Annotated in this window: 6 protein-coding genes; all 6 read right to left on the bottom strand. The window is 41.5% G+C overall.

Annotated features, from left to right (window positions below; translation table 11 throughout):
• Window positions 1-68: 68 nt before the first annotated feature.
• The gene (locus tag AC0VYH_RS08350; RefSeq protein ID WP_475373643.1) at window positions 69-1217 is read right to left on the bottom strand and encodes an efflux RND transporter periplasmic adaptor subunit; all 1149 of its coding nucleotides are present in this window, start codon (window positions 1215-1217) and stop codon (window positions 69-71) included.
• 23 nt (window positions 1218-1240) lie between these two features.
• Window positions 1241-1891 carry a hypothetical protein gene (locus AC0VYH_RS08345; RefSeq protein WP_283152385.1) on the bottom strand — a complete coding sequence of 217 codons (651 nt, stop codon included), beginning with the start codon at window positions 1889-1891 and terminating at the stop codon, window positions 1241-1243.
• A gap of 122 nt (window positions 1892-2013) precedes the next feature.
• A complete protein-coding gene (locus AC0VYH_RS08340) occupies window positions 2014-5364 on the bottom strand; it encodes an AAA family ATPase (RefSeq protein ID WP_475373642.1) in 3351 nt (1116 codons plus the stop codon).
• 15 nt (window positions 5365-5379) lie between these two features.
• Window positions 5380-6540 carry an exonuclease SbcCD subunit D gene (locus AC0VYH_RS08335; RefSeq protein WP_371017543.1) on the bottom strand — a complete coding sequence of 387 codons (1161 nt, stop codon included), beginning with the start codon at window positions 6538-6540 and terminating at the stop codon, window positions 5380-5382.
• Window positions 6541-6617: 77 nt separating this feature from the next.
• Window positions 6618-10340, bottom strand: a complete 3723-nt coding sequence (gene addA, locus AC0VYH_RS08330; protein ID WP_475373641.1) for a helicase-exonuclease AddAB subunit AddA — start codon at window positions 10338-10340, stop codon at window positions 6618-6620.
• Window positions 10324-13824: a helicase-exonuclease AddAB subunit AddB gene (gene addB, locus AC0VYH_RS08325; protein ID WP_475373640.1), complete on the bottom strand. Its 3501-nt coding sequence runs from the start codon at window positions 13822-13824 to the stop codon at window positions 10324-10326. Before addB ends, addA begins: the two co-directional genes overlap by 17 nt.
• Between the last annotated feature and the right edge of the window lie 26 nt (window positions 13825-13850).

The following is a 13850-nucleotide window of genomic DNA, read 5'->3' as shown; positions in this document are numbered from 1 at the left end:
CACACTTTAAACGAATAAGAATTTCTCTAACAATAAAAAAGACCTGTATCTCTACAGGTCCTCTCGTTTTATCCTTTGCTTTCTGTTTCTTGACTCTGTTCTTTTTCCTTTTTCTCTGAAAGCAGTTCAGTAAAAGCCTCTCTTGGCTCAGTTAAGACTTTTTCCTTAACTTCGAGACCTGATAGGATTTCTACTCTTCCATTTTCTTCTCGTCCTTGTTCTACTTCTCTTAAGTAAAGTTGTTCTTCTTCAAACACGACAACATAACTAGTAGAATCTTTTATTATAATGCTTTTCTCAGGGACGGATGGAGCATTTTCATTTTGATGAAGTGGAACATCTATGGATACGTGTGTACCCGACTTCATCTCTGTTTCCTCATCAATCATGACATTAAAATGATACAAGCTCAGTCCCGTCTCTTCATCTACCTCATATGGACGATCCTCTAAGATTGTCACTCTTCCTGTGACTGGTTGACCAGGATAAGCACTCGCCCGAATCAGCACTTCCTGATCGACAGCAAGAGTTGGGTAATCTAATTCATTGACGGAACCTTGAACAGTGATCTTATTAGATAACACCTTGACAACCGGCTCACCGTCTTCAGGAGTACGATTCACTTCTTCAACTATGCCGTCCAGTGTCGACTCCACCTTAAGATCTACTTGTTCTGTATCTGCCTCAGCAATTTGACGTTCTAACTCTTTTACATCAAGCTCAGCAAGTCTTTTCTTATATTCTGTTTCTCGCATTTGCTCTTCCACATCTAGTTGCAGTTGTAGTTTCTGCTCATCCTCAAGATCCTCATTAGAATCAATACGTGACGACTGCATAGTCAAGTCGCTGAGCTGATCATCGAGCACAGAAACGGCTGTTTCAGCTTTATTTAATTGCGCCTTTAAATCTGAAGTATTCACAGTGATCTCTTCTTCATATTCAAAAAGGGCTGTACCAGTTGAAACAAGATCGCCTCCACTTACGAGCACATCTGCCATGTTACCGCGTGAGGCTTGATAATAATAAGACTCTTCTAATTCTGGAATAAGAACCCCTTCAAAAGAAGCAAGTTCTTGATAAGTTTTCCCCTTTACAGTAACCGTCTCCAGCTTCTTCTCACCTGCGATCACACTTTGGATAATCAATGTGTTAACAGTAATGAAAAGAAGGACAACAAGAGTTACACTAATGCTAATCAAAAGTGACTTACGATTCACAGATGGACCCTCCAACTTTTTCATTAAAATGCCGTTCTCATATAAGCGATGATTGCAACGATGACTAGATTTAAGCCGATTGTCCAAAAGATCACATATCTTTTCGCATGAGTTGTACTTTGCTTAAGCGCAGCGTACTGAACAAAAGTTCCCCATGCTAAAAATATGGAAAGACTGTAGCTAAAATAAAGCCAGAATGGGCTATTTGTTATCAAGTCTACGTAGACACCTAAACTGTAAGGAGATACGAGTGAAGGCTCATGTAGAAATGGAATAAACGGCAATTGAAGCACCATACCGATTAACAAAATAAACACGACATAGCTATGTATGTAAGCAAGTCTTTTAAATCCAACTTCCTGAAAGAATGGCCAATATAATAATGCTCCTCCTAAAACAAGGAGAACAAACGTAATGAGTCCAAGTAAACCATCTGTAATCACTTCACTTAGAACGAAAAGCAATCGATCATCTGCTACAATGCCAGCATATTCAGGCATCTCCCCAGCGTATTTAATGTTCATAAACGATGTTATTCCAACTACTAAAAAGGCTACGATCGTTAATAAGAATATGCGCCACCAGGATCCTTTTAATCTGTAGGCTGATTGAAGCGGACGAAAGTGTGAAAAAGGTTTAAAGCTTCCTAAAACTAGTCTCATAGAATGCGACATCCATGTTCCTCCTATGTAAATTACCTCAACTACTATTCATATTTTTACATAAACTCTCGTATTTTGACAGTATCTTTCAAGAAAAAAAAGAAAACATACCCATTTGGATATGTTTCCTATGTCTAGAGTGTCTCCATTTCAATACGACTTCCACGCCCCGATGGTTCTGATGGGGTCACAATGACTTTCCGAGGTAGCCTTGCGCGAAGCTCTGGCACGTGACTAATGACACCGACAGATAAGCTCTCATTCTGTAGCTTTTCAAGTGATGTAATGACGGTATCTAGAAGTGATTCATCTAGGGTACCAAATCCTTCATCAAGGAAGAAAAACTGAAGCGGATGAGCACCCCTCAATTGAATTTGTCCTGACAGTGCAAGGGCAAGAGCAAGCGATGTAAGGAATGTTTCTCCTCCTGATAATGTTGAGACTGGTCGCTTTACTCCTCCGTTGGCATCGTCACGAATTAAAAATCCGCCTCCTGAGTCTACCTCAATGGCGTATCGCTGCGAGGTTAGATCGCCTAACTTCTGTGAAGCGTCAAAACTAACTTGCTCTAGCTGTTCAGAAGCGATAAATTCCACAAAACTATTTCCCCGGAAAACGGTTTGAAGCTTATTAAGCTTCTCAAGCTCCTCACTCAAAGACTGACGGTCCCCTTCAAGCTCCTTATAGCGTTCATGCCTTTTTGTTATATCTTCTACACGATGTCGGCATGCCGCATAATGTGATAAGGCGTCCTCTCGATTAGCTTTTGCACTTTCTGCTCTCTCGATCGTTTCATGATACTCTCCTTCAGTGATTGCTCTCCCTGAAAGCTTCTTGTCAAGCTCCACCATCGAATGCTCCGTTTGATCTCTTTCTTTTCGATAGGCTTGTACTTGCTCTTCCCATTTCTGTTTCTTTTCTTTAGCCACTTCAGCATCTCTAACCTGCATTCGGTTCTCAAAAATAGAGTCTTTTTCAACTGCTCGATATGTTTCAAGTGATTTTTTTAAACGCAGCTGAGCATCGTCATTGTAATTTTGATCGGCAGCGGAACGTCGTTCATTTTGCTGATAACTTTCCTCCGCTAGCTGCAATCGCTCATATGCCGTTTTTTCTTCTTTTCGAAGGACATGTAATTGCTCATTCGTTGCTTTATACCCTTCTTCTGCTGTTTTATTACCTACGATGCCATTGTAATCCGCTACCATCTTATTAATTTGTTCTGTAAGCTGTTGTAATGAGCTTGTTAATTCAGCTCTACGCACAGTATGTTGTTGCACCTGTTCTTGAAGCTCTAAAAGGTGCTGTTCTTTTTTCTCAATATAAGGAACACTTTTTTCGAGACGCTCTCTTATGATGGTTGCTTCTTTATCCATCTCTTCAATTTTTTTCATTTCTGCTTCAATCTCATGAACAGAAAGAGACAATTCCTCTTGAATGGTTTTCGTTATTTCTTCTGTTTCTTTACTTAAATTAATCCGCTTTTCTGTTCTAACTTCTAGATCTTTCTGAACTTGTTCTAGACGATAAGCATATTCGGTCGCTTTTGACTGCTGCTCCTGAAGACTCTTTCCAGCGTTTTTAACTTTTTCTTCTATTTCTCGAACATCCTGAGCTAGCGATTTTATTTCTGTTATAACAGCAGTTTCTGTAAGGTTACGATCGACATCGCTTATATCTTGCGCCTTAACTAGTTGCTCATCCTGATCTGTCATCAGGTCAGACGTTTGCTCTAGCTGATATTGGAGCTGTTTAGCATGTTGAAGTTGATCTTTTAACCGTTCACGCCTTTGTTCTTTTTCCTTTAGATCTTCCTTCAAATCAGGTGTGTTATCATTACCTTCTGCAAGCTGAACGTGTTCTTTCGCACCGCAAACAGGGCATGCCTGCCCTTCTTCTAGTTCTCTCGCAAGACGTATTGCAATGACATGTGTGCGATTTTGTTCAAGTCTTTGACTCGTTTGATCGATTTCATCCTGAACGTTACGGATGTGATTCTCAAGCGTAAGCTTATGAGATGATATGGCATGATATGTTGAAAGAACCAAGTTATAATAACCTGAATAACTCTCCTTTAACACCTTCAAGTTTTGCATCGTATCATCATAAAGAGGCTGAAGTTGCTTTTGAGCATTCACTTGTTTTTCTTCTTCACCACGCGTTTCATCTAGCTGCTTTTGTAGAGATTGGAACTCCTGCTTCAAACTCTGAGCTCTTAGAATTCGCTTACGTTCTTCAGGGGCGACCTGCCGACTTGTCAAATCTTTATTAAGGTCGGCTTGAAGTGTGCGCGCTTTCTTTAAATCCTCTTGTGCTTTTTTCGTCTCTTCCGCTTTTACCTTTGACTCTTTTTCTAGCAAAATTGATTGATTTTCGACACCAGCACGCTTGATTTTCAGTTGAGATATTTCTTTTTCAAGCTCCAACCCACGCTCAAGTTCGTTCAGTTTTTTTAATAGGAGAGGCTCCTGCTCTTGCCGATCTCGTTGCTTGCTTTCATGCTCATTCTTTCTTGCTTGATACAGCTTTGTAGCTTCTTCTAGTTGACGCTTTGTTTCTTCATAACGATTCTTTGCTTCTTGTACTTCTTTTTCTGTTGCTTCAACCGCATCTAAATAAGGCTTTATTTGCCCCGCTGCATTTGCTTCATTGATCTTTATTTCAAGCGTTTCGATTTCAGCTCTTTGTTCAGCTATCGCCTTTTTCTTACTGCGAAGTTCATCAAGCTGGTTTTGAAGGTTCCAAATCTCTGTTACATTTTCTTTTTGTTTCTCAGCTGCAATAAGATCGTCCTTTGCTTTCTGAGCAGCTTTTTCAGCCTCAAGGAAAGCTTCCTTTGCCTCTTTAAGAGATTCTTTAGAAGCTTCACCTAGTCCCGTTTGCTCAGCCGTTATTTCGTTCAGCTGGTACTTTTTCTCATCCACTCTTGCTCTTAATCGACGATTAAATTGATCACCGTATTTCTCAAGCTGGAACAAACGTTGTAACATTTGTCTTCTCTCAGTGCCTTTTAAAGAAAGGAATTCTGCAAATTTACCCTGCGGCAATACAACAGCACGAGTGAAATCATCAATCGTTAGCCCTAGAATTTCTTGAATCTGCTGTGAAACATCACGGTCTTTATCCGCCAGAACCGTATTTTCTTCACCAAGTTCTATTAATCTTGAATTGGCCGAACGAATGGAAACATCTCCAGAACGTTTATAACTTCGCTCTACCCGATAGCGCAATTTGTTTCCTAGGGCGAATGTAAACGAAACATACAACGTGTCTTCTGCATGATTCATAATGCCCTGGGTATTATTCGCTGCTCGTTCAACTTTCCCATAAAGGGCAAGAGTCATCGCATCAAGCAAAGAAGATTTCCCACTGCCAGTAGGACCAAATATCCCAAAGATTCCTCCCTGACACAGCGATTCAAAATCAATTTCTTGTTTCTCTCGAAAACTATGTAGTCCTGAAACGGACAGGTGTATCGGTCTCATGTCATCAGTCCCCCCTTACTCCTCATCATCTGACTGTGTTAGCTCTAGAAAAAGCTGGACAAGATCTTCTTCTGGTTCAGCTCCATCTGTTTGTCGTTCATAGAATCGTTTGAAAAGCTCTTCTATCGGAAGATTAGCATTAGACACTTCTTTTTGCTGATCCTTTTTTGCAAAGACAGGTCTAATATGGATAAATCCATCATGCTGACTGCGGAGTCGATGAATTTCTTCTATAGATAGCGTATCATTTAAATGGATTTCGAGATCAATCCACGCATCCGCATCTTTTCCTTCTTCTAGCCACGTATATACTTGGTCGATTCCTTGATCAGCGATCCATCGAACGAGTGGCTTGCCTGATTGTATAGGGATTTCATTTATATGAGCAAGTCCCTCTGGCTCCACATCAACGATTGTAACTGACTTGGATTGATTTGCTTCTGAGAAGCTGTAAGCAAGTGGGGAGCCGGAATAGCGTGCAAGTGCTGAAGCTCTCGTAATCGTTTGAGGACGGTGTAAGTGCCCGAGCGCGACATACTGCGCTTGTTCAGGAAGGGAATTCGCTGATACCGTATAAGCGCCACCAACTTGTATCGGTCGTTCAGAATCACTCTCTCTGCTTCCGGCTACGTAAATGTGACTCATAGCAATATGAACGGCCTCCTCTGATCCTGCTTCTGTCAAATCACTAAATAACTTTTTCACCCGATCATCATAGGCTAGCTGAAGGGCCTCTTCTTCCTGACTCGCTGTTAAACATTCATTCAGTCTAGATTCCGATGGATAAGGAAGTGCAGCGATAGAGAGCTTTTGTCCATTTCGAACCGTTACTTCTATCGGATCAATTGTGGGAAACCCAATAATCGTTATACCATTTGTATGTGCAAGTGGGCGTGATGCCGACAACCGTTCAGGATTATCATGATTTCCTGAAATGATGATTAGAGGGCGTTCGCCACGACTAGTTAATTTTACTGCTGCATCATAAAAAAGCGTTTCAGCTGCTGCAGGTGGATTGACGGTATCAAAAACGTCTCCAGCCATTAAAATAGCGTCTACGTTTTCTTCATCAGCAATCACCATTAATTCTTCAAGAAATTCCTTTTGTTCTGGTAGACGGCTTCTTCCTTCTAATGTTTTCCCCAGGTGCCAGTCTGCAGTATGAAGTAACCTCATATTAATCACTCCTTTATTTCGATTCATATTCTGACTCCATCGAAAAGAAGACAGCCGGACATAAGCCCGGCTACTTGTTAATCGATTAAGAGAGATCGACCCCCGTCAAAGAAGAATAATATTTTCTCCTTACAAGGCACCTTCCAGATCTCATTAATGGCTTTTTCATATAATTGTAGCTGTGTTGTATAGCGCCGTTTCATTGTCTCCATTGCTTGTTCATCAGAAGTAAAACGATTCGCTATCACGTCTGTTTTGTAATCGACAAGCACCAATTCTCCGTTTTGATCGCGAAGAATACAATCAATCACACCCTGAAGAACCACGGTTTCTTGGTCTCCTTCAAATTCAGGATAGATCCACTTTGAATCTACTCCTAGGCTGAAAGGAACCTCTTTATATATTTCAGCTGCATTTCTCATTTTCTGGCCAAGCTCTGAATCCATTAATTGATGAATTTGCTCGACATCAATGGCTCGTCCCTGTTCAGTCGTTAACAATTCCTTTTGCTCAAGTTTGGCGACTAACTCGTTAATGTCATCACGATCATGCCACTTTTGCAAATCAAGGTGCTGCATGACAATGTGCATTGCCGTTCCTCGCTCAGCAGGCGTTAACTGCTTACTTTGAAGAAAGCGAGGTCGCTCTTTCAATGATTGGCTAAATCCTTTGACTAGCTTGTCATCACTTCGTTCATCTTGAAAGATCTCACGTTGGCGCTTTACTTCTGTAACGGATTGTTTCGACCTTGTTTCAGACGCTGCTCGATGAGGATAAGTCCAATCAAGACGGTGGTTCACCTCATCTTTATAGGAGCTAACTTCAGGAATAGGCTCTTTCTTCTGTAGTAACATTTCATATTCCCGATGTTTATGAACATCTTCTGCTTCAATCTCAGCGAAGGACGAAGCGTTATGAAGAGTGAGTACCCACCGTGCCGGATGTTGAAATACCTCATCATGTTTTGAAAAATTCGCCATTCCTTCAGTTATAGAAGCGAGATCTTTATGTCTCATAATAGCGGGTCCAATCCAGCTCAGATAGGTCTTCCCTTTCGATCGTTCGTAATCCGATAGCAGCCACTCATCTCCAGCTGCTCCTGCCCACGACAATCGTTCTTTCTCCCAATCATTTACCGTTCCAACTAAAATTAATTTTTCTTTCGCTCTCGTTAACGCAACATAAAGAACTCGCATTTCTTCAGCAAGTAGCTCAAGCTTCATCCGCTTTTGTAGTGTAAAGTAAGGCAATGTCGGATAGCTAATACGCTGGATTGGATCAATGAATTTTGTGGCAAGACCAAATTCTTTATGCATCAGCATTTGATTCGCCATATCTCTCATATTAAATTGCTTGGCGATTCCTGCAATAAAGACGACAGGAAATTCAAGTCCTTTACTTTTGTGAATGGTCATCACTCGAACAACGTCCTCTTGTTCTCCAAGAGCACGCGCAGTTCCAAGATCACTCCCACATTCTTTCATTCTGTCAATAAAGCGCAGAAAGCGAAATAAGCCACGAAACGAAGTCGCTTCGTATTGTCTTGCTCGATCATACAGCGCTCGTAAATTCGCCTGTCGCTGTAAGCCGGCAGGCATTCCACCAACAAATTCATAATAATTCGTCTCTCGATAAAGCTGCCAAATTAACTCACTTAAAGAAGACTGTCTTGCCGCTTCTCGCCACCTGTTCAAGTCTGTGATGAACTTCGATAACGTCTCCGATAGCTTGTTCGACTCTGTCTCACAATAAGATCGTAAGGCAAGATAATAACTTGAATGTTTCTCATTGATACGAATAAGGGAAAGCTCTTCCTCTGTTAACCCGATAATGGGTGAACGCAGCACGGAGGCAAGCGGAATATCCTGATATGGATTATCGATAACATTAAGAAGACTCATCATAATCGCGACTTCTGTTGCTTCAAAATATCCTGTTGCAAGATCTGAATAAGATGGGATGCCAGCTTGCTTTAATTCTTCCATGATCACAGGTGCCCAGCTTGCTGTTGCACGCATTAAAATCACCATATCCCTATACTGGATTGGTCTCATACGATCTTCTTTCCGGTCGTATACTTTTGTCCGTTCGCTTTCACTCTTACCCATCATATCTTTAATATTAGAGGCAATAAGCCGAGCCTCAAGCTGAACCTTTTCAGTTTCTTCTTCGTCTTCCTCTTTCTGGGCGCTCTTATCAATAATATGAACTTCCGGAACAACAGTTTCAGACTTAGGATATTCTGCGCCAGGAATGAGCTCAGCTGCTTCATCGTACTCTATTTCTCCAACACGCTCGTCCATAATTTGTTTGAAGATAAAATTCGTACTATTCAACACTTCTTCTCGACTACGGAAATTGCGAGCAAGATCAATTCGTTTCGATGGCTCGTCAGACGATCGACCAAACGTTTTATACTTAGAGAGGAACAAGCCAGGTTCTGCTAGTCTAAAACGGTAAATACTTTGCTTCACGTCCCCTACCATGAAGCGGTTCCCTCCTGAGTCAGAAGTTCTGCTAATGGCATTTAGGATTGTTTCCTGAACAGAGTTCGTATCCTGGTATTCATCGATCAGTACTTCAGCAAATTGTGTTTGATATTCACGAGCGGCACTCGATGGGACCGGGTGCTCGGGAGTAGAACGATCATCTAACAAAATAGAAAGACAATAATGCTCAAGGTCACTGTAATCCACAAGCCCTTTTTCTTTTTTTAGCTCCGTATACTTGTGTCTAAATTCATTTACAAGAGAAGATAACGTTCCTAGTACAGGAGCAAGCTGAACGATGTCTTCTACATATTCCTCCGGGTTTCTTTGGAATAGCTCTTCTTTTAAGCTTTGGATGGTCTTTTTGACACGATCACGAAGGCCTTTTACTGTATCAATCATTTCAGGATCATATTGATCCCCTTTGCAAGGTTTTAAGCGACCAAACGTTATTTGTTCAAACTCATTTTTGAGCTCCTGCCACGTTTGAGCGGAAGCTGAAAGAAGCCTTTCCGTCATTTCACGTTCCATTTCTAACATCTCAAGGTATGGCTCTGGACCACCTGGTGCATTAGAAAGAGATATGGCCTCCTCCTGCATTTCACGCATACCTTCAAGCTGAAGAACGACATCTTTTTTTATTTCCTCTACCCAGACTAATTCATCAAACGCTTTTTCACTCGCTTCTTCATATACGGCGACACTATCTTGCAACCATTGCTCTGGCCATGGGTGACTAGAAGAGAAATGATAGAGTCTTTCTACAAGAAGCTGAAGATCCACATCACTACGATCACTACTATAGCGATCAACAAGGTCATAAAAAGCCTCGTTCTCTTTCTTGCTATAATGCTCTTCGAAAAGTTCTTCCATTGCTTCCTCACGAAGCAATGCCGCTTCGGTTTGATCTGCTACTCTAAATGCAGGATCAAGATCAATTTCGTAATAATAGCGTCGAAGTACTTCCATACAAAAAGAATGAAGCGTTGAAATGGAAGCGCGATTCAACATCGAAAGCTGTCTTCTTAAATAAAGGGAAGATGGGTCTTCTTTTAACTTTTCTTCAAGAGCCTCCCCGATTCGATGTCTCATTTCAGCCGCTGCAGCATTTGTAAACGTTACGACAAGAATTCGATCAACTTCAGCAGGATCATTCTCATCAGCAAGACGCCTAATAATTCGTTCAACTAAAACAGCCGTTTTCCCCGACCCAGCTGCAGCTGCTACGAGAACGTCTTGATCACGAGCAGCAATAGCTTCCCATTGTTCGTCTGTCCATTTCGAGCCTTGGGGTTTATTCATTATCGTCATTCCCGTTCGCCTCCTCTCTCATCCGTCTCAGTATTGTTTCATCATCCTGTACAGTAATCGGTCGATAGTCATTATCCTCCATCGCCTGATCAAATTGACAAAATGAGCGATAGGAACAGAAAGTGCATGGGATGCGATCCTTCATCTTGTAAGGATCGATATCGATACGTCCGTCTGATATTTCAGTTCCAATCGTTTGGATGGTTTGCCGTGTGAATGACCTGAGCGCCTGAAAATCATCGGAAGATAAAACAGAAGAATTTTTATAAAAACTACCGTCCTTCTTTAGAGCGGCTGGAATAATGTCAGATTTTTTCTTCTCAATGTCATGATCCATCAAGCTTACGACATCTTTGTCAGCTAGCAAAAGACCCTTCATCTTAAACTTTTTGAAAAGTTCCTGTTGAAGTGCAGCTTGTCCTGGCGCTGATGCCTGCAACATTGGATTATGAACGTGGAAGTACAGCATTCCGGCTGCCGTTGCATCACGACCGAGCCAGATGTTTGCGTTTGTAATCACAACATCCAGATACGTTAGCATCTGAAGCGCTAAACCAAAGTAAACTTCTGAGAGATCAAGAGAAGTTCCACTTGATTTGTAGTCAATAATTCTGAGAAGAAGTTCCTCTCCATTTAGCGCCTGATCAACTCGGTCCACTCGTCCGATCAGCTGGATTTTCACCCCATTCTTAAGCGTAAACTCGATTGGTGGCAACTCCTGGTTTGGGCCAAATCCTAGTTCGAGCCCCGCTGGCTGAAAACCGCTTTTCTTCGCTTGTTGACCGAGAACTGAAGAGGCTCGACCTACTACCTGAGAAAGTTTTCTCATTATATAGTGATAGCGATTTGAACTTAATAGAATTTCATTTTGCAATTTCGGTGCAAGTTGCTCTACGATTTGACCTGATAGTTCATAGTATTGATTCGATGAAAGCTTTGCCCAATCCCAATGACGCTGCTTAATTGTTTCAGCCATCATGTTAAGCGCCGCGTGGAATAACTGGCCAATGTCTGGAGCTTCAAGCTTAAATGTTGACCGTTCTTTCAACCGTAAACCATGAGATGCAAATTGCGAAAAGGCACAGGATTTATACCTTTCCATTCTAGAAACACTTGTTTGAATCTTTGAACCATACAGTTTTCTACTCGTGTCTTCAGTTAGACGATCTGCTTTGTTACGATAAAAAAGACTTTCAATCAATCGAACTCGATTCTCTTGTGATGACGCTGTAACGAACCAATTATAGGCATCCCACCAAATCGGATCAATCGGATAGCCTCGATGCCATTGACGAAGCTGACCTGTTAATCTACCAATTGTCTTCGCCGGGTTCGTTATAAACGATAGCTCTTCTTTCGATTCTTCACCTGGTTCAGCAAATTTCAAACCAATGATAAGCTCAGGAAACATCTCTTTCAATCGATTCATCACAATAGATGGCTGCAATCCCTTTCCTTCTTCATCCGCAAGAGGACAACTTACCCACAGGGCATCAGATGGCGTTGACAAGGAATGATAAATTAAAAACTCTTCGTCTAAAAGACGTCGCTTTAATCCGGGTGCTAGCTGGATCCCCTGTTCTTCTAGCTTTTCTCGATCCTGTTCATTCAAAAGCCCATCTTCCTGTATTCTTGATGGTAAAACTCCTTCATTGACACCTAGCAAAAACCCACACTTCACATCAGTAAATCTCGTTCGATCAATGCTACCGATCACAACTTGATCAAGTGAAGCAGGTACAAGGGCAAACTTCATGTTTTCCATCCCAGCTTCAAGAAGCTTCGTAAATTGCTCTATTGAAAGTTTTTGATCACCAATCAATTCAACCGTTTCATCAAGCAGTGCAATAACAGCATCCCAAACTTGATCATGCTCCCGTGCTTTCGAAAGCTGACCTGCTTCTTCTGCTTGTACCTTCAATCGATCTATTTTTTCTGCAGCATGACTATTCTCTAGAAGATAATAAAGAATTTCACACATCTCGCGAACGGTTTTTGCTTTCGTCATTTTTCTTTCAAACTTTTCGAGCGGTGTAACAATCCATTCTTTCGTCTCATTTAGTCGATCTTCCATTTTTTCGAGGTCATCCGAGGTGACCGTTTCATCATCTTCGAGCTGTCGGTAGATATTCGCTTTAAAGCGCTCGTCCGTTTTCCAGCGATAGCCCTTAATGCCTTTAGCAATCACATAATTTTCGAGTTCATCCATGCGCTCGCGAATGGTTTCGACACTTTCTTCTGTATCGTCAGGAAAAAGCAATTCTGTTTTGACACAGCGAAATACAGATTCATAGCGCCAGTTATATTGAATAATATCTAGACTGGACCTTATTAATTCAATTAGCGGGTGATGCAGCATCGTCCTTTTTTGGTCAGAAAAAATAGGAATTCCATGATCGGCATAGATCGTTTCGACAAGTTCATAATAAGAAGCCATGTTACGTACCATGACTGAAATGTCTCTATATCGATAGCCTTCATCGCGTACTAATCTAAGCGTTTCACGCGCTGCCGCTTCAACTTCGGAACGGATATTCACCGCATGATGCACTTGAATATGCTGAAGACTTCCATTATAAAGAACTGGTGGTCGTTCACCATAGTTGGCTTCTAAATGAGCAAGTTCACTATTGTTATAGCGCTTTTGATCAGCTAGAATTATCGGTTCCTTAATAGCAGCCCCCTCTTCATGCGCAAGTCCTTGAAGAGTTTGATATGTTTTCGCTGGCTCATGAAAGAGATCCAGTTCATGAATGCTTGAAGGATTCATCTCGGGATCCATCGTGATGGTAACTGTAAGGTTTGTTCCTTTTTTTATTAAAGCCTGAAGCACGAGAAGCTCTTGAGGTGTAAAACTATGAAAACCATCAATCCAGATAGAGGCACCCTCTAAGTAGCTTGACGCTTCGATTTTCTCAGCAAGCAATGCCAAATAGTCTTCCGAATCAAGATAAAACCCGAGCATTTCCTTCTGAAAAGCATCATAAACAAGGTGAAGATCATAGAGCTTATCTCGAAGTAAGCTTCGCTCATCTTCATCATAAAGATCATCCGCAAAACGTTTTATATCTTCCGGTTCAAGACAATACCGTTTAAACTCTGTTACCATGTCATTCAGATGTTCCACATACCCTGTTTTTTCAGAAGAACGCTGATAAATTCTTAGCTTCTGTTTATTCTCTTCGATGATATGACGTAACATCATACTTGTTCCTACGCTCGTTAAGTGTGGGCGGGCCATCCCTCCCGTTTCTTGAAGAACTTTCCATGCCAGTCTTGTAAAACTAAAAACCTGAGCACGAATCATTCCTTTTAACCCTCTATTATGTACTAGTTCATATTCTGATTGAAAAGTCATTTGCTCTGGTACAAGATAGATCATATCTTCACCAAGCGGGCGATCGATCAATTCTTGCTGCATTTCAGATAAGCAATGCTCTGTTTTTCCACTTCCAGACCGACCAATCACAAACTGTACCGCCATGTATTCTACCTCCTACACCGTATATT

This window comes from Anaerobacillus sp. QJM3NY_32, assembly GCF_056173645.1.
This window is presented reverse-complemented; position numbering and strand designations above follow the sequence as displayed.

What these genes read in the sequence shown, in the direction of transcription:
- AC0VYH_RS08345 (WP_283152385.1), bottom strand. Translation starts at nt 1,891, where the DNA reads ATGTCGCATTCTATGAGACTAGTTTTAGGAAGCTTTAAACCTTTTTCA.
- AC0VYH_RS08340 (WP_475373642.1), bottom strand. Translation starts at nt 5,364, where the DNA reads ATGAGACCGATACACCTGTCCGTTTCAGGACTACATAGTTTTCGAGAG.
- AC0VYH_RS08335 (WP_371017543.1), bottom strand. Translation starts at nt 6,540, where the DNA reads ATGAGGTTACTTCATACTGCAGACTGGCACCTGGGGAAAACATTAGAA.
- addA (WP_475373641.1), bottom strand. Translation starts at nt 10,340, where the DNA reads ATGACGATAATGAATAAACCCCAAGGCTCGAAATGGACAGACGAACAA.
- addB (WP_475373640.1), bottom strand. Translation starts at nt 13,824, where the DNA reads ATGGCGGTACAGTTTGTGATTGGTCGGTCTGGAAGTGGAAAAACAGAG.